Annotated in this window: 20 protein-coding genes; 2 read left to right on the top strand and 18 right to left on the bottom strand. The window is 39.8% G+C overall.

The window, feature by feature from the left end; all coding sequences use genetic code 11:
- The first annotated feature begins 511 nt into the window (after positions 1–511).
- Entirely contained in the window at positions 512–1,468 is a 957-nt protein-coding gene (locus tag NST91_RS02885) for a D-2-hydroxyacid dehydrogenase (RefSeq protein WP_341329937.1), read from the top strand.
- Positions 1,469–1,530: 62 nt separating this feature from the next.
- Here the strand turns inward: NST91_RS02885 and NST91_RS02880 are convergent, their stop codons facing one another.
- The 14 genes from NST91_RS02880 to NST91_RS02815 form a co-directional block, all read right to left on the bottom strand.
- The gene (locus tag NST91_RS02880) at positions 1,531–1,761 is read right to left on the bottom strand and encodes an excisionase family DNA-binding protein (RefSeq protein WP_341329936.1); all 231 of its coding nucleotides are present in this window, start codon (positions 1,759–1,761) and stop codon (positions 1,531–1,533) included.
- A 213-nt stretch (positions 1,762–1,974) separates the two neighbouring features.
- Positions 1,975–3,552 (bottom strand): M2 family metallopeptidase, encoded by a 1,578-nt coding sequence (locus NST91_RS02875; protein WP_341329935.1) that lies wholly within the window; start codon positions 3,550–3,552, stop codon positions 1,975–1,977.
- Positions 3,553–3,609: 57 nt separating this feature from the next.
- Positions 3,610–3,990, bottom strand: a complete 381-nt coding sequence (locus NST91_RS02870; protein WP_341329934.1) for a DUF2500 domain-containing protein — start codon at positions 3,988–3,990, stop codon at positions 3,610–3,612.
- A 199-nt stretch (positions 3,991–4,189) separates the two neighbouring features.
- Complete coding sequence (locus NST91_RS02865) at positions 4,190–4,909, bottom strand: YebC/PmpR family DNA-binding transcriptional regulator (RefSeq protein ID WP_341329933.1); 720 nt, start codon at positions 4,907–4,909, stop codon at positions 4,190–4,192.
- A gap of 184 nt (positions 4,910–5,093) precedes the next feature.
- Complete coding sequence (gene glnA, locus NST91_RS02860; RefSeq protein WP_341329932.1) at positions 5,094–6,431, bottom strand: type I glutamate--ammonia ligase; 1,338 nt, start codon at positions 6,429–6,431, stop codon at positions 5,094–5,096.
- Positions 6,432–6,703: 272 nt separating this feature from the next.
- A complete protein-coding gene (gene dapF / locus NST91_RS02855; protein ID WP_341329931.1) occupies positions 6,704–7,588 on the bottom strand; it encodes a diaminopimelate epimerase in 885 nt (294 codons plus the stop codon).
- Positions 7,589–7,607: 19 nt separating this feature from the next.
- Positions 7,608–8,849 carry an LL-diaminopimelate aminotransferase gene (locus tag NST91_RS02850; RefSeq protein WP_341329930.1) on the bottom strand — a complete coding sequence of 414 codons (1,242 nt, stop codon included), beginning with the start codon at positions 8,847–8,849 and terminating at the stop codon, positions 7,608–7,610.
- A 263-nt stretch (positions 8,850–9,112) separates the two neighbouring features.
- Positions 9,113–10,582 carry a glutamate synthase subunit beta gene (locus NST91_RS02845; RefSeq protein WP_341329929.1) on the bottom strand — a complete coding sequence of 490 codons (1,470 nt, stop codon included), beginning with the start codon at positions 10,580–10,582 and terminating at the stop codon, positions 9,113–9,115.
- A gap of 41 nt (positions 10,583–10,623) precedes the next feature.
- Positions 10,624–15,075, bottom strand: a complete 4,452-nt coding sequence (gene gltB / locus NST91_RS02840) for a glutamate synthase large subunit (protein ID WP_341329928.1) — start codon at positions 15,073–15,075, stop codon at positions 10,624–10,626.
- A 166-nt stretch (positions 15,076–15,241) separates the two neighbouring features.
- Positions 15,242–17,092, bottom strand: a complete 1,851-nt coding sequence (gene asnB, locus NST91_RS02835; protein ID WP_341329927.1) for an asparagine synthase (glutamine-hydrolyzing) — start codon at positions 17,090–17,092, stop codon at positions 15,242–15,244.
- A gap of 1,144 nt (positions 17,093–18,236) precedes the next feature.
- Positions 18,237–19,022, bottom strand: a complete 786-nt coding sequence (locus tag NST91_RS02830) for a helix-turn-helix domain-containing protein (RefSeq protein ID WP_341329926.1) — start codon at positions 19,020–19,022, stop codon at positions 18,237–18,239.
- 224 nt (positions 19,023–19,246) lie between these two features.
- Entirely contained in the window at positions 19,247–19,978 is a 732-nt protein-coding gene (locus NST91_RS02825) for a hypothetical protein (protein WP_341329925.1), read from the bottom strand.
- A complete protein-coding gene (locus NST91_RS02820; RefSeq protein ID WP_341329924.1) occupies positions 19,975–20,856 on the bottom strand; it encodes a hypothetical protein in 882 nt (293 codons plus the stop codon). Before NST91_RS02820 ends, NST91_RS02825 begins: the two co-directional genes overlap by 4 nt.
- Complete coding sequence (locus NST91_RS02815) at positions 20,810–21,532, bottom strand: DsbA family oxidoreductase (protein WP_341329923.1); 723 nt, start codon at positions 21,530–21,532, stop codon at positions 20,810–20,812. The genes NST91_RS02820 and NST91_RS02815 overlap by 47 nt, the downstream gene beginning before the upstream one ends.
- A gap of 1,162 nt (positions 21,533–22,694) precedes the next feature.
- Here NST91_RS02815 and NST91_RS02810 point away from each other — a divergent pair.
- A complete protein-coding gene (locus tag NST91_RS02810; RefSeq protein WP_121446754.1) occupies positions 22,695–22,919 on the top strand; it encodes a hypothetical protein in 225 nt (74 codons plus the stop codon).
- Positions 22,920–22,994: 75 nt separating this feature from the next.
- Here NST91_RS02810 and NST91_RS02805 read toward each other — a convergent pair whose 3' ends face one another.
- The 4 genes from NST91_RS02805 to qoxB form a co-directional block, all read right to left on the bottom strand.
- Positions 22,995–23,510, bottom strand: coding sequence for an RDD family protein (locus tag NST91_RS02805; protein ID WP_341329922.1), 516 nt, complete (start codon positions 23,508–23,510; stop codon positions 22,995–22,997).
- Positions 23,511–23,602: 92 nt separating this feature from the next.
- Positions 23,603–23,884, bottom strand: a complete 282-nt coding sequence (qoxD, locus tag NST91_RS02800) for a cytochrome aa3 quinol oxidase subunit IV (RefSeq protein ID WP_341329921.1) — start codon at positions 23,882–23,884, stop codon at positions 23,603–23,605.
- 1 nt (position 23,885) lies between these two features.
- Positions 23,886–24,482, bottom strand: a complete 597-nt coding sequence (qoxC, locus tag NST91_RS02795; RefSeq protein ID WP_341329920.1) for a cytochrome aa3 quinol oxidase subunit III — start codon at positions 24,480–24,482, stop codon at positions 23,886–23,888.
- Positions 24,479–26,428 (bottom strand): cytochrome aa3 quinol oxidase subunit I, encoded by a 1,950-nt coding sequence (qoxB, locus tag NST91_RS02790; RefSeq protein WP_341329919.1) that lies wholly within the window; start codon positions 26,426–26,428, stop codon positions 24,479–24,481. Before qoxB ends, qoxC begins: the two co-directional genes overlap by 4 nt.
- Between the last annotated feature and the right edge of the window lie 80 nt (positions 26,429–26,508).

The raw sequence follows: 26,508 nt of genomic DNA, 5'->3' as shown, positions 1-26,508 counted from the left end.
TCACAAATAAATAGAATTACCATTTTAGCCATATTTTCATCAAAATTTGGTCAAAATTACTTGCTCGGAGCAAAACTAACCGGCTTGTGTACCATTAATTTCTTATGATTCGGTAGGTGGTGACACTACAATATGGCTGGATTATCATTATCTTCCTAATTTCTGGATTTTGATGTTGCTCCAATGATGTTGGAGTACCACCATCCTCCTAATTTCTGGATTTTAATGTTACTCAAATGATGCTGGATTACTACCACCTTCCTAATATCTGGGTAATAATGATACTCCAACGCCACTGGAATACCTCCATCCTCCTAATTTCTGGATAGCGATGTTACTCCAATCCTGCTGGAGTACCACCAAACAACTAAAACAAATGGGACGGAGGGACAGGTCCCTTGTCCCTGTAAAAATATGGTGGGACGCGGAACCAGTCCCTGTGAACCGGAGGCTGGTAATACGTGCCAGTCTGTATTATGATAAAAATAAAAAATTGGGGTGTGGGACTTACATGGCAAAACTAGTTATTACGCAAAACATAGAAGAATTTCATTTGGATCAGATTAAAAAGATTGTTCCTGACTGGGAGATTGTTGCGGGACGAGATTCATCTGTTTGGTTAGATCATCTAAAAGATGCTGAGGTTATTGTTGGCTGGAAAAAAGAAATTGCGGAGCATTCCATTTTTGCTGACTCAAAGCTTCGCTGGTTACAAAGCTGGAGTGCTGGTGTCAATAGTATGCCACTTGAGGAAATGGAGCAGAAAAATATTGTTCTGACGAGCGCAAATGGAGTTCACGCCTATCCGATTTCAGAAACTATTTTTGCCTTAATCCTCGGGTTAACGAGAAAAATACATACATATGTCCGTAATCAACAAGAGAAAAAGTGGCATCATGCCGATATGAATCTGGAAATTCATGAAAAGACAATTGGGGTTATAGGTGTCGGTCATATTGGGAAGGAAACGGCGAAGATTGCTAAGGCCTTTGGTATGAAGGTAATTGGGGTTCGCCACTCTGACCGGGATGAGGAATTTGTGGATGAGATGTATACAACGGCCCAGCTGTCTGATGTTCTGCCTCATTGTGATTATGTCGTAGTAACTTTGCCATTGACTAATGAAACGCATCATTTGTTTGGGGCTGAAGAGTTTAAAAAAATGAAGTCTTCTGCATTTTTCATTAATATCGGACGCGGTGAAATTGTTGTTGAAGATGATTTAATTGAGGCACTACGCTCAGGAGAAATCGCTGGGGCAGGTTTGGATGTATTTACAAAAGAACCGCTTGAAGAAAACAGCCCGCTGTGGGACTTTGAAAATGTGATAGTGACACCACATACGTCTGGTTCAACAGAGCATTACACCAAACGTGTCATTGAAGATATCTTTATCCCGAATCTAAAAAGCTACGCTCAAGGCGGAGTTCTGCCGAGGAATGTCGTGGACTATAAGAAAGGGTATTAGGGACAAGTACACTGCCCCTGTAAAAAAATGGTGGGACAAGGGACCTGTCCCTGTGTTCCACCTTAATCTTCATCCTTCACATCAATATCTTCTGGGATGGGTTCGTTTAGCCATTCTAGGTAGAGCTTTTTGTATTTTTCAAGCTGCTCGAGGGTAGTGTTGAATTGTTCCTTATTTAATAAGTATTGTTCCCCATCGAAAAGTGCACGTACCTTTTTTTCTTGGACAAGTTTTTTTATAAGCTCTTCCGGGATTGATAAATATTCTGCTGTTTCTTTAACTGTTAAATACAACTTATTTCAACCTTCTTTATCTTCGAATTTTATAAGCCCGCCGTTCCGCGTATTCCGAGCATGGAATGCACACCTTTATTGTATTCCCCTTATCATCGACATATTGTCGCAAAGGCTTAATTTTTCTTTTACAAATCGCACATTTCGCACCAAAAAAAGAGAACATTTTTACCCTCCTCTTGAAGAAAAAAATGAGAGATATGCTCTCTCATTTTATTTTACCGCAACAAACTGATCAACAAAATGTTGCGGGTTTAGCCTCTCACCAGTGGCTCTTTCTATTTTTTCATTCCAATTATATAACGCACCTGGCTTAAAGAAATCATTTAACAAAAATTCTCCCACTTTTTCCGTGAAAAGATCTGTTGATATATTCTTCTCGATATAGCGCTGCAGCTGAGAAGTTGTTAACTCACCAAGTAAATAGTTTTGATAATACACCGGAACCAACGTAAAATGAATTTTCGCAGCCCAATGTGGATAATCCTGATTTTCTGGCGGCGTTAACAATTGAATCTCACTGACAATTTTCCACCATAAACGATTCAAATCCTGATCCGGATTTTCATAAAGCTCACGTTCGAAAAACACAAATGTCATAATCCAACGGCCCGCAATCAGCATTTGACGACGCAATGATTTTTCAATGAGTGGCTTCAACTCTTCAACTTGCGCTTGATCTAACCCTAAAAACTGCTGAAGCCATTCAGGATTTTTCCCAAAACGACCGTATAGCATCGCAATTGCCTCAGTTGTTAGTGTATGTGCTGGACTGCGCAATAGGAATGGTAGATCACGGTCAATATATTTAAAATAAACCGCATGCCCATATTCATGTAGCATTGTATTGGACCAGTAATCGGAAGGTACATTGTTACTTAAGACACGTACATCACCCTCGCGATCAATATCGGTACAGAATGCATGCTGATTTTTCTTCTCTCTTGGATACAGATCACTTTTTTGCAGCATATCTGTAATATCCATACCCATTTTTGCGAAAGTCTGTGTTGATAATTCTTCAAGATTTTTCCCATCATAAAACGGATCCAAATCTAATTCCTTAGATGGCGGCGCCTCTTGGAAAAACGGGTCCGCATAATGCCATGGACGCAGGTCCTCTACTTTGATACCAAATCGTTCAGCAAGTTCTTCATCCATTTCCTGCTTTAGTTCACGGAATGGTTCATCCGAAAGCTGCTTAAGCTCTGTAAAAATAGAAAAAATCTCTTCACGGTCAAGTTCCTGTGATTCAAAACTCATTTGATGGAAGTTTTCAAAACCTAGTGAACGGGCCGCCTCATTGCGCTTTTTCACAAGTTTCAATAATTTTTCTTCTACTTCTTTTGCAATCTGCTTACTTGCATGCCATGCTTCTTCTCTTAGTTCAAGATCATTGCTTTTTATTAAAATTTGGCGAACATCGTTCTCCGAAACTTGCTTTCCGTCTAAAGTCGCACGGAATGTATTAAATACACCTACTAATTCTGTTGATAATTCAACCATTTCCTTTAGTTTGTCTTCCGGGAGTTGGTTTTCAAGCATTTGTGAATATAGTAGTTCTAGCTGGCGTTTTTGAACTGAATCATCCGTCTGTTCGAGGTATTCTTTCACCTGTTCAAAGCGCTCCGCATCTGAAAAATAAACACTGTAAGCAGTTTCTGCTTCTGCTGATTTTGCATTCCACTCCTCTTCACCAGTTGTGGCGGCCATCCATGATGCTTCTGCACCTTTAATATGTAATTCGCGAATTGCTTTATTTTGTTCCTCTAAAAATCGTTCAATTGACATTGTAAAACCCCTCCTCATGTCTATAATTCTAGAAAAATCGACAAAATCCTTTTATGCTCACAATCTTTCAAACCCTAAATAACGTGTTCCTTGAAATGTCAGTTTCCCCGTATCCCCTTCGGCAAGAAGACCGTACTCTCCACCAGATACCATAAACTCAGATCGATCTCCACTCTCAAACTCAAACGTAACATAGTAACTTGTCGATGATGTTACATGATCGTGGTGGTGTGGCTCTGTATGATGGTGGGTATGTCTACTAACATGTGTGCGCTTTGATTTTATTATTGCAGGAACACTTAGCCTAGGAGAATCCTCGTTCTTCTTCCACTGATTGATTCCCTTTCCTAGATTAAGAATAACGAGTACGATTACAACAATAAACCCAATCATTATAAAAATTGGAACAGCATTAAACATCATATCTCCAGGATACATAATCTTCCCCCTCAAAAAACTTCTGTAGTATCCATACGCAAAAAGGATTATAAAGTTTCAATGTTCGAAAAATTTTTTCGTAAAAAAGTGTGGGACAAGGAACCTGTCCCCTCGACCCACACTTTTATACACACAAAAAAAGACCCTTGGTTTGGGACAGGGGACCTGTCCCTCTGTCCCAAAGGGTCTGGTTTGTTTGTTATTCGCCTAGGTCGACGTTGTGGTAGACTTGGCGCACGTCTTCTAAGTCTTCTAGTGCATCGATCATTTTTTCGAATTTTGCTTGTGCATCTTCTGGAAGGGTTACATCGTTTTGAGCAAGCATGGTAAGCTCTGCTACTGCAAACTCTGTAATACCAGCATTTGTAAATGCTTCTTGGACAGCATGGAATTGTTCTGGCTCCGCGTAGACGATGACAGATTCTTCCTCTTCCAAGATATCACGTACATCTACATCTGCTTCCATTAATAATTCTAATACCTCATCGGCTGTTTTTCCTTCGATACCAAACACAGCTGTTGCATCAAACATATAGGCTACTGAACCACTGACACCCATGTTTCCACCGTTTTTACCAAATGCTGCACGCACTTCAGATGCAGTACGGTTCACGTTATTTGTTAATGCATCAACAATAACCATTGATCCGTTTGGTCCAAAGCCTTCATAGCGAAGCTCATCGTAATTTTCTTCTCCGCCACCTTTTGCTTTTTCAATCGCACGGTCAATGATTGCTCTTGGTACATTATATGTTTTTGCACGTTCAAGAACGACCTTTAAGTTTTGGTTTAACTCAGGATCAGGCTCGCCCTGTCTTGCTGCTACATAAATTTCACGTCCAAATTTTGCGTAGATTCTACTTGTGTTTGCATCCTTAGACGCTTTCTTTTCCTTAATATTGTTCCATTTACGTCCCATTTAGAACACTCGCTTTCAACTATTGAATCATTTAATATTATACATCAAACTTCCCATTAACAAAATATGTGTTTGACAGGCTATATTAGGTTTATTTTCCAAGTTAAATAATAAGCAAAAACCCCGGCACTTTTTTTGTGTCCGGGGCTATTTCATCTGTTAGACAAATTTCTATTCGGATAGATTAATAAAGAGTCATATATTGGTCTCTTTCCCATGTGTCGACTTGAGTACGGAACTGATCCCATTCAATTTGTTTTGCTTCAATAAAATGGGTGCTAATATGTTCTCCTAAGGCATTAATGAGTAGCTCATTCTTTGAAAAGGCTGTAACAGCTTCTTTTAGATTTTCCGGAAGACTTTGAATTCCTAACTCTGCCATTTCCTCATCTGTCATATGATAGATATTTAGATTCACAGGATCCCCTAATTGAAGTTTATTTCGAATACCATCCAAACCTGCAGCAAGCATAGCTGCTAAGGCAAGGTATGGGTTTGCAGATGGGTCTGGATTTCTCAACTCAATACGTGTGCTTAACCCTCGGCTTGCTGGAACACGTACAAGCGGACTACGATTTTTCGCTGACCATGCAATATAGCTTGGTGCTTCATATCCTGGAACTAAACGTTTATAGGAGTTAACTGTTGGATTTGTGATTGCGGCAAAACTATGCGCATGCTTCAGAATTCCAGCTAAATACTGCTTCGCTGTTTCACTTAGACCTAATTCATCACTTTCATCGAAGAATGCATTTTCGTTTCCTCTAAATAGGGATTGGTGACAGTGCATCCCTGAACCATTTACTCCAAAAAGTGGCTTAGGCATAAAGGTTGCATGTAACCCATGTTTTCTCGCAATATTTTTCACAACAAGCTTAAATGTTTGGATTTGGTCAGCAGCATCAACAGCATCAGAGTATTTGAAATCAATTTCATGCTGTCCAGGAGCCACTTCGTGATGGGATGCCTCGATTTCAAATCCCATATCCTCTAATGTTAGTACGATATCGCGTCTGCAGTTTTCACCCAGGTCAGTTGGAGCTAAGTCGAAATAGCCTCCATTATCATTTAGTTCCATAGTTGGGTTGCCTTTTTCATCGGTCTTGAATAAAAAGAATTCTGGCTCTGGGCCGACATTCATCGCCGTAAACCCTAAGGAATTTGCTTCACTCAATACTCTCTTTAACACTCCGCGAGGATCGCCAGGGAATGGATTGCCATCAGGTAAATATACATCACAGATTAGCCGTGCAATTTTGCTTTCATCTGCACTCCATGGAAAGATAAGCCATGTATTTAAGTCTGGGTATAAATACATATCGGATTCTTCTATTCTCACAAAACCTTCAATTGAAGATCCGTCAAACATCATTTGATTATCCAATGCCTTTTTCAATTGGCTAACCGGAATTTCTACATTTTTGATAATACCGAACAAGTCTGTGAACTGTAAGCGAATATAGCGTACATTCTCCTCTTTTGCGTTTTGTAGAATTTCTTCTTTCGTATAAGTTCTTCCCATAAAATTTTCCTCCTTATAGTGCGTGTTCAAAAAGTAGGGTAAAAAGGACCGAGAATTTCAAGGCGGAGCAGCTTCGAGTACCGGAACGTATGCAGTTAATACGTGAGGAACGGAGAAGCAAGCCAACGCAGAAATTCGATGTGTCATTTTTGGCCGACTTTTTGAACAACCTCTTATATTTGTAATTAGTATCGCTACCGCTCACATCGTTGCTATTTACTCATCAAGGCATCAGATATCACTGTCTAGATACGGGCGAAAACTAACTAATCCTAATTTATTTTTGTAATATGCCTTGCTAAGGATGCCTGTACATCGATCTCACCGTGACAAATGTACTCTGCAGCCCCTTTTTTCCAAATATGATTGTTCTCATCCCACCTGATTTCCAAATCACCTCCTGGAAGGTGAACCGTTACAGGTATGTGTTTTGCTATTTTCCCAGTTAACGTGGCTGCAACTACAGCTGCACAAGCACCGGTTCCACAAGCCATTGTAATTCCGGAACCTCTCTCCCACACTCTATAATCAATTTCATTACTGTTTCTGATATGGACGATTCCCACATTTACTCTTTCAGGAAAGTGGTATGAGTGCTCAATGGCAGGACCTAGTGTCTCTAGTGGTACTTCATGAACATCGTCAACAAAAAGGATTGCATGTGGGTTCCCCATTGAAAGGCAAGTTAAAAGAAATTGATTATCACCAATACTTACAGGTTCATTGATTGTTGTTGAATAAGGGTCGCCCGCCATAGGGACCATTCCTTTTAGTAATTTAGGCTCTCCCATGTCAACTGTGATTGACTCGACGACATTTTTGTGTCCGGTTGTAACAGTCACATACACAATTCCACCTAGAGTTTCTATTGAAAATGTGTTTGATTCTGCATACAAGTGATCGACCAGATATTTTGCAACACAACGGAGTCCATTTCCACAGTTTTTTCCTTCTGATCCATCCTCATTAAATATTCTCATTCTAAAATCCGCTACACTTGATGGACAGATGAGAATCATCCCATCAGAACCAATGCCAAAATTCACATCGGATACCGCTTTGGCGAGGCTAGTAAGGTCCTGTTCCCTCAAGGAGGATTCTAAGAGATTGAAAATGATATAATTGTTACCTAAACCATGCATTTTTGTAAAAAGCACTTACACTCACCTTCCTTCTCTAAAATATGAATTGGACTCTACTTAACCGTGATTTGATCTCATCTATGACTTTCTTTTCACCTTCCCTACTGTCTGCCTGGAAGGTCACTGAGAACCGAATATAGTTGCCCACATCGTCCCATGGCACACTTGAAATAAGGTGCTCACGAATCAGGTACTGTCCAAATTCTTCTGCATTTGTAAAAGTCGGACCTCCGACAACTCCAACAGGTATTTCTACGTAAAGGAAGAAGGAGCCCTTCGGTTTTTCCGCCTTAAATCCACAATCACGAAGCGCGTTAACAAGTAATTCATGGCGGCGTGAATATTTTTCAGCTGTTTTTACTGTAATTTCTGGATGTGCCAAGGCATATGCTGCTGCTTTTTGGATAGGTATAAATTGGCCTGAGTCACTATTGTCTTTAATTGTTGCAAATGCCTTAACTAGATTTGGATGTCCGGCGATAAAGCCTATTCTCCATCCGGTCATATTAAAGGATTTTGATAAAGAATGAAGCTCTACCCCCACTTCCTTTGCTCCGGGGATTGATAGAAAACTAAGTGGTTTCTCACCGTCAAATACCAGTGCGGCATAGGCTGCGTCATGGACAACGATTAAGTTATTCTGATTTGCAAATGCAACTACTTCCTCAAAAAATTCTTTAGTTGCCGCAGCACCAGTTGGGTTATTAGGGTAATTTAAGTAAAGTAGTTTTGCCTTTTTCAATGTATCCTGATCAATTTGACTAAGATCCGGTAAAAATCCATTCTTTTCTAATAGCGGCAGCTGTACGATTTCACCCCCATAATATTTTGTATAAGTAGCTAGTACAGGGTAACTTGGTGTTGGCATTAGTGTGATGTCACCTGGGTTGATAAAAGCTGCTGGCAACATCGCAAGTGCTGATTTTGAGCCAATTACGTGATTGATTTCCGTTTCTGGATTAAGGTCGCTTACCCCAAATACCTCTTCCATGTAGCGAGCAGCCGCTTCCTTAAATTCAGAAATTCCGTTATCTGAGTAGAATCGATTTTCTGGCTTTGCTGCTTCTAATGACAGCTTTTCTACAACCGCTTCATCAGCCATTGCATCTGGTTCACCAACCCCTAAATCAATTAATTCAATATTGGGATTCTCTTTTAAGGCAGCTTTTTTAGCCCTTTTTATTTTTTCAAATTTAAAAATCTCATCTTTGAGTCCGAACGACGATCCACCGATTCGATCAGCAAAGAGTTGTTGGGTATAGTCTGTTAATGTCATTGGTACTCCTCCATATCAATCAAATGCGCATTGGCGTATTTACGCCAGATTTTAGGCCCACATGAAGTGGGTCATAAAGACGTTGCCACAGGACGTGGCGTTCTTAGTCTTTGATCTTACTTAATCGAAAAGTTCCCTTTAAAAATCTGTGGCATCCGCCGGAGGGATTAACTTTATTCAGTCTGTGTTTGAACACAAACTGAATTTATATTCACTTTATTTTCATCCCAGTATTTACAGAATGGGGACTTTACTGAATAAAGTTAAATGCTCATTAAGTAGTTGTGACAGGCTTCTGCAGCTTCTTTTCCTTCTTGAATAGCCCATACTATTAAACTTGAACCGCGGCGGGCATCACCTGCTATGAAGGTTCCTTCCTTGTTTGTCTGGTAAGGATCTTCTAGTTTGTCGGCTCTCGTTGTATTTCCTTCTTGGTTGAATTTCTCTAAGAGATCTTGATCCATCCCTTCAAATCCGACCGCTAATAAAACAAGCTGGGCAGGCCAGACTCTTTCTGAACCTGGGATTTGCTCTCTGATTTTCTCTCCGTTTTCATTCACTATCGTCCTAACTTCGATACTCTTAACACTTATTAAGTGCCCATTCTCATCTCCTAAAAATTCAATAGCTGATGTCGCATATGCACGGGGGTCACTTCCAAACCTCGCTAATGCCTCCTCGTGTCCATGATCAAGCTTGTGAATGATTGGATATTGCGGCCAAGGATTCTCCTCCGTACGACTGGTTGACCGCTCAGGATAAATATCAAACTGGACTAGACTTTTACAATTATGTCGGAGAGCCGTTGACACACAGTCTGTCGCTGTGTCTCCCCCACCAATCACAATGACGTCTTTGCCTTCTGCAGAAATAAAATTCCCATCCGCGAAGTTAGAATCAAGCATGCTTTTCGTATTGCGATGCAAGTAATCCATTGCAAAATGGATACCTTTTAGATTTCTTCCTTCCGCCACCACATTCCGTGGCTTTGTTGCTCCGGTACAGATAATCACACTATCAAACTCTGAATCTAGTTTTTCCAAAGGATAATCTTTACCAATCTCTGTATTCGTCACAAACGTGATTCCTGAATCTCTTAAAAGATTAATCCGACGATCCACAACAGGTTGTTCAATTTTCATTTTGGGAATTCCATACGTTAGCAATCCTCCAACTCGGTCTGACCTTTCAAACACTGTAACGGAATGTCCTTGTTGATTCAGTTCCGATGCACTGGCTAATCCTGCAGGTCCTGAACCGATAATCGCAACTTTCTTTCCTGTTCTTTTCTTTGGAATCTGTGGAGTTACCCAACCTTCCTCAAAGGCTTTATCGATAATAGCCCATTCGATATTTTTTATCGTGACAGAACTTTCATATAGTGAGGCTACACACCCTGCCTCACAAGGGGCCGGGCATGCCCTTCCGGTAAACTCTGGAAACGGATTTGTCTTACTTAATCTCTCATAAGCCTCTTTCCAATTTCCTCGATAAACGAGTTCATTCCATTCCGGAATTAGATTATATAAAGGGCATCCGGTAGTCATCCCTCCAAGAACACTTCCGTTCTGACAGAAGGGGACTCCACAATCCATACATCGTGCCGCTTGGTTAACTAGATCTCTTGAAGGAGGCAGAACAGAGATTTCCTTCCAATCCTTCAATCGTTGCAGTGGTTCACGATAATTTGCGGGCTGCCGCTTATATTCTAAAAATCCTGTATGTTTTCCCAAATCGACACCTCTTTTCTTAGGAAACTAGTATTAAGTAGTCGTTAAACAACTAGATTTTGCGTTTCAAGAATTAATTTATAATTCCGAGGGATTACTTTAATAAATTGAGCCGCTTCTTTTTTCCAATTTTGAATTAAGCGATAAGCCAAGGGGCTATTTGTGTATTCATAATGCTCTTTCAAGAGGCTGTAAACCATATTCTTTTCCTCAAGATCTTCTATGGATTCTAGTAGAACTAGTTCTGGATTATATTCATGTTGGAAACGTTGATTAGCCGGTTCATATATATAAGCGATGCCTCCAGACATACCTGCAGCGAAATTTTTCCCAACTTCCCCTAGGATTAATGCCCTGCCTCCTGTCATGTATTCACAGCCATGTTCGCCAACACCCTCTACTACAACAGTTGCACCACTATTACGAACACAGAATCTTTCTCCTGCTTTTCCACGAATAAATGCCTTTCCGCTAGTTGCTCCATAAAACGCCGCATTCCCGATAATCACATTCTCTTCGGCAACAAGTGTGGATATACTGGATGGGCGGACAATAATTTTTCCTCCGGATAGGCCTTTCCCAACATAGTCATTACTATCACCTTCTACTTCTAAGGTAAGTCCACTTGGTATGAATGCCCCGAAACTTTGACCAGCTGATCCTTTGAATAGATAGTGAAGCGTATCCTCAGGTAAGCCAACTGCTCCAAATTGCTTTGATATTTCACTGCCAGTCAATGTTCCAACAGATCGATCTGTGTTAGAAATTTGGAAAACATCCCTTGCAGTCTGCTGATTAACCCACGCTTGGCTGCTTATTGGAAGCAATTCTCGATAATCGAGTGTTTGTTCCAGTTGATGGTCTTGCTTTTTAGATGAAACTCTTTCACCTTCATGTCTGACTAAAAGTGGAGACAAATCAAGATTTTGTAGTTTCCAAGCTTTAGGATTATCTATCTGGATTACGTCTGTGCGTCCAATCATCTCATCCATCGTTTTAAAACCAAATTTAGCCATATATTCTCGAACTTCATGCGCAATAAAAGTCATTAGATGAACAATATGTTCCGCTGTCCCCATCATTTTCTTTCGAAGTTCAGGGTTTTGAGTCGCAATTCCAACTGGACATGTGTCCATGTGGCAAACTCTCATCATGATACAACCAAGTGAAACAAGTGGAAGAGTTGCAAAACCATATTCTTCTGCACCTAACAATGCTGCAATTACGACATCTCGGCCATTCATCAATTTTCCATCAGCCTCAAGCCTCACACTATTTCTAAGGCCATTTAGCATGAGGGTTTGATGGGCTTCAGCTAATCCTAGTTCCCACGGCATACCAGCATGCTTAATGCTCGTTTTTGCTGCCGCACCTGTTCCACCATCATAGCCACTTACCAAAATGACATCAGCCTTAGCCTTGGCAACACCTGCAGCAATCGTTCCTACACCCGTTCCTGAAACAAGCTTTACATTAATATCTGCACTTGGATTCGCATTTTTCAGATCATATATAAGCTGCTCTAAGTCCTCAATCGAATAGATATCATGGTGTGGAGGAGGTGAGATTAACTCAATACCAGGTGTCGATCCCCTCGTTTTCGCTACTGATACGGTGACTTTATGGCCAGCGAGTTGACCCCCTTCACCCGGTTTTGCTCCTTGTGCCATTTTTATTTGGATTTCATCACTATTTACAAGATAATGACTTGTCACTCCAAATCGTCCGGAAGCCACTTGCTTCATTCTGCTTAATTTCGAATCTCCATTAATGAGCGGTATAAAACGTTGTGGATCCTCTCCACCTTCACCTGAATTACTTTTCCCTCCAATCCGATTCATGGCTACAGCAATTGCTTCATGAGCCTCTATGCTAATGGAGCCGTATGACATTGCTCCTGTTTTGAAGCGTCTAAAAATAGACTCAATTGGTTCAACTTCCTCAATAGGAATCGGCTTTCTGTTACTTTTTAAGCGGAACATCCCTCTGAGCGTAATGCTCTTTTCAGTATCTTCCCCCATCATGTGGCTGTATTTTTTGTAAACCTCATAGTTACCGGTTCGACAGGCATGCTGTAAGGTGTGGATAGTTTCTGGTCGGTACAAATGTGACTCTCCGTTTACACGCCATTGGAGGTCATCACCTTCATCTAGGGTGGGATCTTCATTTAGCCATGCCTGGTTGTGTCGATTAATGGTTTCTTTCGCAATATCCTCGAGTTGAAGACCGCCTATTCGAGAAGATGTGCGCGGAAAATACGTGTTGATTACCTCTTCACTAATCCCAACAGCCTCAAAAATTTGGGCACCAATATAACTCTGAACTGTCGAAATCCCCATTTTTGACATGATCTTCAGGATTCCTTTTGTAACTGCTTTTTTATAATTTTTGATTAAGTTTTCACCACTTAGTTTCGAAAGCGATTTGTATAATAGATATGGAAAGATGGCATTTGCTCCATATCCGAGTAGCACTGCAAAATGGTGAACTTCCCTAGGCTCTCCTGATGCTATAATGATACTTACCTTGCTTCTAAGCCCTTGTCGTATCAAATGGTGGTGCAGAGCTGATACAGCTAGTAGAGAAGGAATTGCACCTTGATTTTGATTGATTCCCTGATCGCTTAACACGATTAGATTGCTTCCATCCCTTACTGCTTTTTCAGCAGTTGCGTGTATTTCTTGAAGACGTTCCTGAATCGTCATTCCTTGTACAGGTAAGAGAATCGAAATAGTCGATACTTTCCAAACATCACTATCCAAACTTTGAATTGTTCTCATTTCTACTTCAGACAGGATCGGGGTGCTTAACTTTATTTTTTTGTAATCTTCAGTCTTCGGTTGTAATAAATTCCCCTCGGCTCCTAGTAATACTTCCATTGATGTGACATATGCTTCTCGGATTGCATCAATTGGAGGATTGGTTACTTGGGCAAAACGCTGTTTGAAATAATTAAATAGTAATTGAGGTTTTGATGATAGAATGGCTAGCGGAGCATCGTATCCCATAGAACCAATTGGTTCATTTCCTTCTTGCGCCATCGGTTTAATTATTTTCTCCCACTCTTCATAGGTGTACCCGAACGCTTTTTGAATACGTAATAGTTCCTCTTTGCTTTCTGTTGATTCTTTCTTCTTTGTTATAGGTAGATTTTCAATTGGTGTAATTGTCTCAGCTACCCAATCTTCATAAGGATGTTCGTTAATAAACTGTTGTTTTACTTCTTCATCTAGTAGTAGCTTCTTCTTCTCAAAATCTACTAAAAGCATTTGTCCCGGTTTTAGACGATCCTTTAGAATAATGTTTTCTTCTGGAATATCTACTACTCCTACTTCCGAAGATAAACATAGGAAATCATCATCTGTAAGGATAATACGAGCTGGCCTTAACCCATTTCTATCTAGACAAGCTCCAATCTGTTTTCCATTTGTAAAGCCCATGGCTGCTGGACCGTCCCAAGCCTCCATGAGGCAACTATGAAACTGATAGAATGCCCTTTTCTTGTCAGATAGAAGTTTGTTATTCTGCCAAGGTTCTGGGATCATCAACATCATTGCTTTAGCGAGTGACCATCCTGACATCACTAGATATTCTAATGCGTTATCAAACATTGCAGTGTCACTGCCATCCAGGTCAATCACTGGGTGAAGAGCTTCATTATCTTCCAGAAGGTCTGAACGAAGAACAGGTTCACGTGCAAGCATCCAGTTTACATTCCCCGTTATCGTATTAATCTCTCCATTGTGCATTAATGTTCGGTTTGGCTGCGCTCTTCTCCAGCTAGGAAAGGTATTCGTACTAAATCGGTTATGCACCATGGCCATCGCGGATTGATAATCATCTCGCCTTAAATCCTCATAATAGCTTCTTAACTGGCTCGGTAAAAGAAGTCCTTTATATACGATGGTTCTTGATGAAAAACTAACAATATAGCAGTCATCCTGATTTACTTCAGCGTCATTGAATTCTTTCTCTACTTTTCGCCGAGCCATATATAACAACCGCTCAAATTGATCATTGTCTAGTTCCTTATTGACGGAAGTAACGAATAATTGATGAACAGATGGTTGTGATTGTTTAGCCGTGCTTCCCAACTCTTCATCATTCGTTGGTACATCTCTCCATCCAAAAATCTCTAGATCCTCATACTGCACGATTTCTTCTATTCTCAATTTATATTCTGTCGCTAGGTCTAACTCTTGGGGTAAAAATAGCATCCCAACTCCGTAAGCACCCATGAATGGAAGTTGTTTACCTTTTAACTTCCACTCATGTACAAATAAATCGTGCGGGAGCTCTGTTAGAATTCCAGACCCATCTCCTAATTTCTCACTACCAGTCTGACCCCCGCGATGATTTAATCGTTCAAGAGCTGTTAGCGCCTGACTTACTAAGGTGTGTGTTTTACCACCTTTAATATTTGCAAGCAAGGCGATACCACAAGCGTCATGTTCAAACTGAGGATCATATAAACCATGTCTTTTTAATCGATGCATTTGTATCACCCCTGTTCCTTATCTGTTTCGTTGTTAAGTTAATAGTAGCATCGTTATTTTGGAAGATATTTAAACTATTCGCTATAAAATTTACACTGAATGACACAACTTGTTTTACCTTCACATTTGGTATAATCTCTACCTTTTCGCCTGTCGAAATAGGAGTTTAATCAACAATATTCACGTTATAAGAATCAAGCCACACATTGATTTGCACTAAATGTGCGATAAGCTGAGGTCCTGTCATTAGCTGCCCAAACCAAGGAACTGTGAATGATGCACCATCAGAATCAATGATATCTCTTACCCTTTGTTTTGAAACCAATTCTAGAATTGGAGAGTTTTTCTTTTCGATTACGCTAGTTAGCATATTTTTTACGAGATTCAAATAATCTGGATTATGAGTTTTCGGATAAGGATTTTTCTTTCGATACAGAATGGAATTAGGTAAAGTTCCCTCTAATGCTTTCCTTAAGATTCCTTTTTCCCTTCCTTCTAACATCTTCATCTCCCATGGGATATTCCACACATATTCAATGAGTCGGTGATCCGCAAATGGAACACGTACTTCTAGACTAGCAGCCATACTCATGCGGTCCTTTCGTTCTAATAAAGTAGACATGAACCAGATCATATTCAAATAAAATATTTCTCTACGTCGTGACTCTTCTGGACTTTCTCCTTCTAATCTTGGAACCTCTCGTAATGTTTCGTTGTATCGTTCTTGAACATAGTCTTTTAGATTTAATTTGTTTTGCCAATGAGGTAATAGAAGCTTATGTCTTTCTTCTTCAGACTTCATCCATGGAAAATGGTTATCCTGCAGTAACTCTTTCTTATAAAACCAAGGGTACCCACCGAAAATTTCATCCGCACATTCTCCAGATAAAGCAACCGTAAAGTCTTGTTTGATCTCCTCGGAAAACCAAAGCAGAGAAGAATCAATATCCGCCATTCCAGGTAGGTCTCTACCTTTTACCGCATCCTCCAATCGACTAGCAAGTTGTTCCTGCGTAATAATCTTTGAATGATGATTGACACCCAAATATTGCGTCATCTTATCAATCCATGGTTTATCTTCATCCACTTGAAACAAGCTTGATTTGAAAAACTCACTATTTCGCTCATAGTCAATCGAATACGTATGAAGCTTTCCTCTTCCTTGTTGGTTAAAGTAGTTCGAGGCAATCGCACTTATGGCACTTGAATCTAACCCACCTGACAAAAATGTACAGACCGGAACATCCGCAACTAGTTGTCTTTCAACGGCATCTTTCACTAGAAATCTCACTTCTTCCACCGTATCGTCTAATGAATCAGAATGTTTGCGGCTTTCGACGTTCCAATAACGTTTAATTTTTAGTCCGTTCCGATCAAACATAAGAATATGTGCCGGCCTTAATTCTTGTATTCCTCTATAAATCCCATGCCCTGGTGTACGGGATGGTCCTAACCCAAAAACCTCCCGAAGACCTTCGCGATCTACTTCCGCCTTTACATTTGGATGTGCCAAAATGGCTTTAAGCTCTGACCCAAATAAAAGAGTGCTATCTGTATGTTTGAAAAATAACGGTTTGACCCCAAGTCGGTCCCTTGCAATAAAAAGTTTTTCTTGCTGATGGTCCCAAATTGCAAAAGCAAAAATACCATTTAACCGCTCTACACATTCTTCTCGCCACTCAATATAAGAAGTAAGAAGAACTTCCGTATCGGAGTGGGATTGAAATGTATATCCACGGCTTTGTAATTCTTTACGCAAATCCTCTGTATTATAAAGTTCTCCATTATAGACCATTGAAAAGGCATGCCCGTTTTTTGATCTCCTTGTCATCGGCTGTGTTCCTCCGGAAGGATCCACAACAATTAACCTTGTATGACCCAGTGCAGCATGATGATCACTAAAAACATTAGAAGCATCTGGACCACGCTTTGCTAATGTTTGCGCCATCTTACCGACGATTTGTTCTTGGTGTTTCAAATCCTGTTGCCAATCAATCCATCCTGTAATTCCACACATTGAGATCACTCTTTCTTAAGAATTTTTCTGGCTTTATTGCTCACAGTAAAAGCCAAACATGTATATTGATCTGTCATTTTAATCGTATCATCCTCTTTCTCATAAATATTTAGACTATTCTGTGTAAAGTTTGCACTTTTTTACATAATTTTTCCTGTTTGAATAAATGCACTGTTTAAGGGACAACGGTCACGTTTAATAGGTGCTTGCAATCAGAATAGGTGGGGGGATTCTGACTTACAACTTGATATCATGGATCTCAGAGTCAGAATATGGCCGGGATTGCGACAGGGATTATGATCAAACGGCGCTTGTAGTCAGAATAAGGCCCCCATTGCGACTAGCAGTATGATCAAATGGTGCTTGAAGTCTTAATAGGGGTGGGATTCTGACTCAAAGCATGTAATACATGGGGCTTAGAGTCAGAATAGGGCCGGGATTGCGACAAGCATTATGATCAAACGGCGATTGCAGTCGGAATAAGGATGGGATTCTGACTCCAAGCGTGTAATACATGGGGCTTAGAGTCAGAATAGGGCCGGGATTGCGACAAGCATTATTATCAAACGACAATTGCAGTCGGAATAAGGATGGGATTCTGACTCCAAGCGTGTAATACATGGGCCTCAGAGTCAGAATAGGGCCGGGATTGCGACAAGCACTATAATCAAACGGCTCTTACAGTCAGAATAGATGTGGGTTTCTGACTATCAGCTTGAAATCTTGCGTCCAAGAGTCACAATAAGGCCTGGATTGCGACAAGGACTATGATCAAACGGCGCTTGCAGTCAGATTAGATGGGGTTTCTGACTAACAGCTTGAGATTCATGGGCCTCAGAGTCACAATAAGCCTGGGATTGCGACTAGGATAATGATCAAACGGCGCATACAGTCAGAAAAGGTGTGGGTTTCTGACTTGCAGCTTGAGATCTTGCGTCCAAGAGTCAGAATAAGTCTGGGATTGTGACGAGCTTTTTGATCAAACTACGCTTTCAGTCAGAATAGGTGTATGATTTGGACTAACAGCTTATAATCATGGGCCACAGTGTCAGATGAGTGCATAATTCAAACAGAGTGTTGAACCCAGCTCAGATAAAAAAAAAGCACCTAAACCACAATGGTTAGGTGCTTGTAATTACTTTAATTAACGAATTTCAGAAGGGCTTTTCCCTGTGTATTTTTTAAACTGTCGACTAAAAAAATGCAGATTATCATAGCCTAATGCTTGAGCTACTTCAGTTACCGTCATTCCTGTATAATGCAGGAGATGCTCCGCCCTTTTTATACGAGCTTCTACAATATAGGAGCGCACTGATTTGCCAATAATCTCCTTAAACTTCAGCGAAAAATACCTTGGAGAAAAGTTCGCACGAGCCGCCAAACTTTCAAGCGTATGTCCCTCGCTAGGATGTTGCTGCACATAATTTGCCACTTCCCTAATCGCTGACAGGAGAGAAGTTTGACCTTGGTCGTTTCGTTCTTCGACCTGATGCTCCTCTCGCAAAAGCTGAATCATCAACTGTTTGAGAATCAGCTTTGCCTCCGTTTCTGCCCCAAATGTTTTGATTAAAAATAATCGAACATATTGTGTTAAGAGAGACTCAAAAGGGATTGCGTCTTGAATAATGCGATATGAATTTGGTATTAGACTTGGTTCGTTCTCTAAGTCAAAATGGATGTAGGTTATTGTAAGTGGATTCTGAGGATTCTGGGTGGCAGTCGTCCAATCGCCTGGAAGGAATAAAAAGCAACTTCCTCGTTTTATTGAATAATCTCGACCGTTTAAAATCAAATTTCCTTCTCCATTCCAAACATAAAACAAATCATAGTTCGGAATAGGCTCTTTCCGCTTCCATTGCCAGTTTGGTTCACAGGTAATGGTCGCAAGAGATGGTTTCAAGATAAATTGCTCAGGATTAATACTCAGCATGCTGCTCACCTTCCTCACACGTAAAGTTCTTTTTTATTATTTCTAGGGGCAGATCCATTCATTAATAAATTTCAACCTATATTTGATTCATATCCCCTAGAAATATTTTATAACTTCTCAATTAATCTAACAAATATCAATTTTAAATAATATATATCTCAATTTTAGATTAATCAGTGATGAGTAATGATTATATGAGCTTAGTTGGTCTGTTAATTTCCTTATTAGTCCTCCACCTTATAATACTCAAGCTCCTCTTCTGGTATATCTACGACGTGCTGGATATCAACACCACCACCCCATGAAGCTCCACCTACATTAGTAGCATCCGCTTGTTGCCTTACATGGTCGCTGTTATAGGAAATCCAGCCGAAGTACACATCCTGCATCACAGGAAACATGCTTTCAAAAATAGGATCCGGTTGCCTTGCTTCTTCCAATTTTATCGATGCTTCCATCACTTTTTGCCACTCATCCGGAAGCTCTGTTACTCCAAAGGGTGTACCCTCAAAATCTAAAATCGTTTTCAATTGCAAACCAGGATAATAATTATGTATTCCTTCTGTAATATGATAATTACGTTTTTTCAATAAATATAATTCTCCATAACTTATTTGGTCATCGGGATGAATATTCCAAAAAACCTGATAGGAACTTGGATCATTATTTTTTAGTTTGATTATCCTAGGGCCACCAACTGTACTATCAAATTCCATATTCCATTTATGATTTTTCCACACCCACAAGCTCATTCCATATTCGTTTTCTTCTGTAACCATTGGTACAAAAACGTGGCGCTTATCAATCTCTATTACATCAAGAATCTCAGTTACTTCAGAATACCTTTTATAAGTATCAGTCGTAGCAAAGTTTGTAGGTCTAGCTAGATAAAAATAATAAATGACGAAAAGCAGAGCAACCAATCCAAGTAAACTTAGTATCGTTCTTCGTCTCATTTACTTTTCACCCCTTCTAAAAAAACTTCTGGGGAGCGAAAATAATATTGGTTTTTAGGTGTTGTAATTAATAAACCTTTCCCATCATCTTCTATAACAATGGTGGTAACAACCCCACTTCCCCATTTTTCCTTAACACCCACCACTTGATATGGAAATCGTTCTTTTCGAGTATTCGGCTCTCCACTCATATACGTTTCCTCATACCATTTATCACTAAAAAACTTAGTTTCTTTCATAACAGGAAGTAGTTTTAGTAATTGATCTTTTTGTAAAGTTACATCCCCTGCAGAAGGGTGAGTGTTGATAATTGTTGCATTTTCCACATTAGAAATATAGGTTGATAGATTACTAGGCGAATAAATAACATGCTGGAGACCAATCGAGGCAAAGGATAATACTAAAAATAGAAAGTTCGCGAAAAAGCCGAGCCATGCATACTTCCGGAATCTATCCCAGCGCCCTTTTTTTGATTTAAGAAAAAAGTAGAGAATCCATACACCTAAGGGTAAAATTGGAAGTTTCATGAATGTATCAAAGAAATTCATATTAAAGGAAAAAGAAAAAAGCCCAATAAGTAAAACGAGAATTATCTTCCATATAGTTGGTTTCACATCTTGTTTTCTATAAATCCTAAAAGATAAAAAACCAATGATTCCCCATCCAATTAATAACGTAATAACTGAAACGAGGCTAATTTCAAAATCTAACTGGAACGTTATGGATACCACCCCTTTTTTTATACCTTCATATATATTCGGAATGATACTTTGAATTCCCTTTTCAGGTAAAAGAAAATGTGCAAAACCACAAGGGCTTTGCACATGGTTATTATTTATCTGTAGGAATCTCACAGCTTTCATCTGTGCAAACTGCACCTTGGCCACCTGAAAGGTCTTGAAGTTTTGGTGCTGGATGTTCTTCTTTCCAAACCTGTTGGAGTGCACCAAGAAAAGTGGAAGTTGGCTGTGCACCAGAAATAGAATATTTTTGATTGATTACAAAAAACGGAACGCCGGTAACACCGATTTGTTGAGCAGTCGCTTCATCAATTCGGACATCATTCGCATATTTCTTCTCATCTTTTAACACTTCTAACGCGGCCTGTCGCTCCAACCCTACAGATTCTGCAAGACCCGCTAATACTTCGTGGTCACTGATTAGTTTTCCTTCAATGAAATACGAGTGAAGAAGAAGCTCAGTGAGTTCTTTTTCTTTGCCGACGGTCGCCGCAAACTTTGTAAGACGGTGGGCATCAAAGGTATTTGTGTTTTTCATTTCATCAAAATTATAGTTTAGACCGAGTTCCGCAGCTTGCTGACCTAAATTTTCGTTCATTTGCTTGGCCTGAGCCACTGGCATACCATATTTTGAAGCAAGTAATTCATGAATACTTTGACCTGAATATGGCTTTGCATTCGGATCTAGCTCAAAGCTTTTGAATTCTACTTCGACTTGATCACGATGTGGAAATTGCTCAAGAGCCTGTTCCAAGCGTCGCTTTCCTATATAACAGAATGGACATACATAATCTGACCAAACCTCAATTTTCATTTTTTTACACCTCATTTAAGTTAGTTTTCACCATGGTAACATAATTAGTTTGTAAATGCTCCTAGCGCGACCTGAGTATAAATTGTGTCGGTTTTACTATCAGTTTAACTTTGGACAAGTTTGAGGTGAAAATGCATGATTGTGTCTTAAATCGGGCAATCTTCGGACAAGGGGGCGACGAGGATGCTTGATTGTGTCTGAAGTTGAGCTAACTTCGGACTGGACTGCCTCGATATAGCTTGATTGTGTCTGAAGCTGCGCTAAGTTCAGACTGGACTGCCTCGATATAGCTTGATTGTGTCTGAAGTCAAACTAACTTCGGACTGGACTGCCTCGAAATAGCAGGATTGTGTCTGAAGCTGCGCTAACTTCGGACAAGACAGCCACGAAATTGCATGATTGTGTCTGAAGTCAAACTAACTTCAGACTGGACAGCTACAAAATAGCAGGATTGTGTCTGAAGCTGAGCTAACTTCGGACAAGACAGCCACGAAATTGCATGATTGTGTCTGAAGTCAAACTAACTTCAGACTGGACAGCTCCAAAATAGCAGGATTGTGTCTGAAGTCAAGCTAACTTCGGACTGGACAGCTACAAAATAGATTGATTGTGTCTGAAGATGAGCTAACTTCGGACAGAACTGCCACGAAATAGATTGATTGTGTCTGAACTCAAACTAACTTCGGACACGACAGCTCCAAAATAGCAGGATTGTGTCTGAAGCTGAGCTAACTTCGGACACAACAGCTCAAGAATAGCAGGATTGTGTCTGAACTCAAACTAATTTCGGACAAGACAGCTACGAAATAGCAAGTGCGTGTCTGAAGATGTGCAAACTTCAGACAGGACAGCTCCAGAATAGCAGGATTGTGTCTGAACTCAAACTAATTTCGGACATGACAGCTAAGAAATAGCAAGTGCGTGTCTGAAGATGTGCTAACTTCAGACAGGACAGCTCCAAAATAGCATGATTATGTCTGAAACCAAACTAACCTCGGACATGACAGCTACGAATACCATAATCATGTCTGAACTCGAGCCAACTTCATTTAATGTTTCTTCGGCACTCCTCGCCCAAAATATAACTTTTGAACATTTAGTGAATTATATTTGACAATTTTGTGAACAAGATTAATAATATATAGTAGGAGGATGAGGAAAAATGAAATCTACTATGCTTGAGGCTGTTAAGTATTTTGGGGGAACAGTGCTTATTGCCGGTATCATTATTTTTTGTCTTGGATTCTTCGGAAGCGGTTCTAGTGTGCTAACACCAATCGGAATCGGAACGGTCATGGGAGCTATTTTTGTCTTTTTAATGGGGTTATTTTTGATCGCGTCTGAAGAAATGTTACTTAAGGCACAAGGCGCAAACAAGATTAAATAAATAAATCAATTAATTATGTATAGGCTTAGCCACTCATTCGGCTAAGCTTTTTATTTTGCAAAAAAAGATGCAGTATTACTGCACCTTTAACACATACGTCTTCGCTAGTAGATCATATATAGATTGTTTCCTTTTTGTAAAAATACATGTCAAAATATAAGAAAACATAAGCGCGTAGATGAGCCCACCAATCACTGTGTAAGTGAAAGGAAACTCCCCATCGCCCATATCAATTAAACGATATACAAGAAAATGTGAAAACTCCCAAGGTAATAACTTTAAGATTGTCCGAAAAGCCATTTGCAGCAAAGGCACGGCTTCGCCACTTTTCTTGACCACTTTTATTCCTGATTTACGTTTTCCAAATGACTGTCCGACATTTTTTGAATCGCTAATTATGAAATAAAGAGAAACTGGCAAAGTCACCATTATAAATCCTGAGAACTGCGCGACTACTAATGAGCCCTTGAATAATTCTTGCAAACTCGGAAACAAAAATACTGACGCAATAAACAGGAAACCTAAATATGACAAAATTAATATATAATCAATCATGAAAGCTTTGAACCTCAATCGAAACGAAGCATACAACGGTCCCCCCTCCTCTCATAATCTATATTAAACCCTTAACCTTACTATTCTCCATAAAAAAAAGAGTGCCTATAAAGACACTCTTACTTTCATTACATATCCCAAATAAGCAGGAATAATGTACCAAGTATTGTAATTAACGCTATAAAAATCATGAAGTATACATTTCCGTAGATTGCCCATTTATCCTTTGATTCACCAGCATGCATGAATACAATTAGTTGCAGCAATGCTTGCACAAATGCCGTTACAATCAGAATTGTTAGTCCTGCCGTAAAGGATAAATCTAAGAAGTACACCGAAAGAGCAATAAGCGTAAGAACTAATGAAAATACGAAGCCCATGACTTGTTTTGCTGGAAATAGTTCTCTCATATTACATCATTCCTTTCAAATAGATGAAGCTGAAGATGAAGATCCAGACTACATCTAGGAAGTGCCAATACAATGAAAAGATAAACGATTTACCAGCAGTTTGTGCAGTTAAGCCTCTTTTTCTTATTTGGAGGATAATCATCGTTCCCCAAAATAAACCAAATGTAACATGAAGTCCATGTGTTCCTAATGTTGTTAATAACATCGCTGTAAACGCACTTGTTTGTAGTCCAGCTCCGACATGGACATAGTGAACAAACTCATAGATTTCAACACCTAGGAAGGTTAAACCTAAAAGCAATGTTACTACGAAGAATCCAATCATTTCCTTTTGTCTGCCAAGGCGCATCGCATGAACTGCAAGACCAATTGTAAAACTACTTGTTAATAGTAGAAATGTTTCAATTAGCACAGGTGAGATTTCAAAAATCTCTGCACCTGATGGACCACTGCCGACGCGGTTCTCTAATGTAAAATAAGATGTAAACAAGGTTGCGAAAAGCATAATTTCGGCACCAAGGAAAATCCAGAAACCAAAAATATTTAACTCGTTTTCGTGCGTACTATATTCAAGAGGTTGCGAGTGATCTAGTTTCATAACTTAGCACCTCCTAATTTTTCTTCTGTTTCCTTTACTTCTTCAACAGTAATATATCGTCCATGATCCTGTTCAAATGAACGGTATGCCATACAAATAAAGATACCAATTGTTGAAATAATCAACAATGGCCACATCGCAAATACGAACGAGAAGCCCCATACAAAGAAGATACTACTCATGATAAATGGAACACCACTATTGTTCGGCATGTGAATCTTTTCAATTTTACCTGGGAAGAGCTTGTGCTTCTTCTTCTTATCATCCCAGAATGGCTCACTGGAATTCACACTTGGTGTAAATGCGAAATTATACTCAGGAACAGGTGTGTGTGTTGCCCACTCTAAAGTACGTGCATCCCATGGGTCGCTTCCAATATCTCTTGGTGAATAACGGATACTGTAATAAATGTTATACACAATTAAAATGAAGGCAATCGCCATGATTCCAGCACCAATGAATGAAAGCATGTTCAATGGACCAAATCCAGTTGACTCAGAGTATGTGTACATACGACGAGCCTGACCGTCTAATCCAGTAATATACATTGGGAAGAACGCTAAAACAAATCCAATTGATAGAGACCAGAATGCCCATTTTCCGATTCGTTCATTTAACATAAAGCCAAACATTTTTGGCCAATAGTATGTGAGTGCAGCAAGCATTGCGAATACTACACCAGGAATAATTGTGTTATGGAAATGTGCCACTAGGAACATTGTATTGTGATACTGATAGTCAGCTGCTGACATCGCGAGCATTACCCCAGTTACCCCACCGATTGTGAAAAGTGGAATAAACCCAATTGAGTAAAGCATCGGTACTGTCATACGGATTTTACCTCTCCATAAGGTAAACAGCCAGTTAAAGATTTTCACACCAGTTGGAACCGCAATCGCCATTGTTGTGATTGAGAAGAAGCTGTTTGATGCTGCTCCTTGCCCCATTGTAAAGAAATGGTGCGCCCAAACTAGACATGAAAGAACTGAGATAATGACCATTGAACCAACCATTGATTTGTAACCATATAAGTTTCTTCCTGAGAAGGTTGAAATGATCTCACTGTAAATACCAAACGCAGGTAAGATTAAAATATACACTTCAGGGTGTCCCCATACCCAGAATAGGTTTGCCCAAAGCATATCCATTCCACCGTTTGTACTTGCAAAGAAATGTGTTCCAAATAGACGATCCATTGTACCCATTGCTAATGCAACTGTTAATACAGGGAAAACCGTTACGATAATTAAGTTAGCTATTAATGTAGACCATGTGAACATTGGCATTCTCATTAATGTCATACCAGGTGCTCTCATTTTTAGAATGGTGGTAATCATATTGATACCAGTCATCAATGTACCAAGACCCGAAATTTGTAACGAGAGCATATAATAGTTTGTTCCAACTGATTTACTGAACTCGTTACCAGCAAGTGGGAAGTATGATGTCCAACCAGCATCAGGTGATCCCCCAATTACAAAGGAGATATTAAATAGCATTGCCCCCATAAAGAAAAGCCAGAAGCTGATCGCATTTAAGCGTGGAAATGCTACGTCGCGCGCACCAATTTGAAGTGGAACAACATAGTTCATGAATCCAATGATAAACGGCATCGCCATGAACATGATCATGACTACACCATGTGTTGTAAAAATTTCATTATAGTGCTGCGCATCTAATAACTTCGCCTCAGGTGAAGCTAGCTGTGCACGCATCATAACCGCGTCTACCCCACCGCGGAACAGCATGATTAATGCGGAGATTAAATACATAATACCAATTCGTTTGTGGTCAACGGTTGTTAACCATTCACGCCATAGGTAACCCCATTTTTTAAAATAGGTTAATCCGGCGATAATTCCAATTACCGTAAGTCCAATTGCAACCATCGCTGCATAGATGGCGGGACTTGGATGTGGTATGGCAAAACGTTCGAAGAATTCCATCCGTTGTTACTCCTTTCAAATGAAGATGATGTTTAAAAAGTCCGGTGAATAAGACACTTGAAATTTCGACGCACAGGACG

The organism is Ferdinandcohnia sp. FSL W7-1320, from assembly GCF_038050315.1.
Lineage (GTDB): Bacteria > Bacillota > Bacilli > Bacillales > Bacillaceae_L > Ferdinandcohnia > Ferdinandcohnia aciditolerans.
Note: the sequence above shows the minus strand (reverse complement) of the source record. Positions and strands in the feature narration are given on the sequence as shown.

Excerpts from the sequence above, each read along its gene's own strand:
- NST91_RS02825 (WP_341329925.1), bottom strand. The coding sequence starts at position 19,978 with ATGAGACGAAGAACGATACTAAGTTTACTTGGATTGGTTGCTCTGCTT.
- glnA (WP_341329932.1), bottom strand. The coding sequence starts at position 6,431 with ATGGGAAGAACTTATACGAAAGAAGAAATTCTACAAAACGCAAAAGAG.
- asnB (WP_341329927.1), bottom strand. The coding sequence starts at position 17,092 with ATGTGTGGAATTACAGGATGGATTGATTGGCAACAGGATTTGAAACAC.
- NST91_RS02870 (WP_341329934.1), bottom strand. The coding sequence starts at position 3,990 with ATGTATCCTGGAGATATGATGTTTAATGCTGTTCCAATTTTTATAATG.
- NST91_RS02875 (WP_341329935.1), bottom strand. The coding sequence starts at position 3,552 with ATGTCAATTGAACGATTTTTAGAGGAACAAAATAAAGCAATTCGCGAA.
- NST91_RS02815 (WP_341329923.1), bottom strand. The coding sequence starts at position 21,532 with ATGAAAATTGAGGTTTGGTCAGATTATGTATGTCCATTCTGTTATATA.
- qoxC (WP_341329920.1), bottom strand. The coding sequence starts at position 24,482 with ATGAAACTAGATCACTCGCAACCTCTTGAATATAGTACGCACGAAAAC.
- qoxD (WP_341329921.1), bottom strand. The coding sequence starts at position 23,884 with ATGAGAGAACTATTTCCAGCAAAACAAGTCATGGGCTTCGTATTTTCA.
- NST91_RS02810 (WP_121446754.1), top strand. The coding sequence starts at position 22,695 with ATGAAATCTACTATGCTTGAGGCTGTTAAGTATTTTGGGGGAACAGTG.
- NST91_RS02865 (WP_341329933.1), bottom strand. The coding sequence starts at position 4,909 with ATGGGACGTAAATGGAACAATATTAAGGAAAAGAAAGCGTCTAAGGAT.
- NST91_RS02850 (WP_341329930.1), bottom strand. The coding sequence starts at position 8,849 with ATGACATTAACAGACTATACCCAACAACTCTTTGCTGATCGAATCGGT.
- gltB (WP_341329928.1), bottom strand. The coding sequence starts at position 15,075 with ATGCATCGATTAAAAAGACATGGTTTATATGATCCTCAGTTTGAACAT.
- NST91_RS02830 (WP_341329926.1), bottom strand. The coding sequence starts at position 19,022 with ATGCTGAGTATTAATCCTGAGCAATTTATCTTGAAACCATCTCTTGCG.
- NST91_RS02885 (WP_341329937.1), top strand. The coding sequence starts at position 512 with ATGGCAAAACTAGTTATTACGCAAAACATAGAAGAATTTCATTTGGAT.
- qoxB (WP_341329919.1), bottom strand. The coding sequence starts at position 26,428 with ATGGAATTCTTCGAACGTTTTGCCATACCACATCCAAGTCCCGCCATC.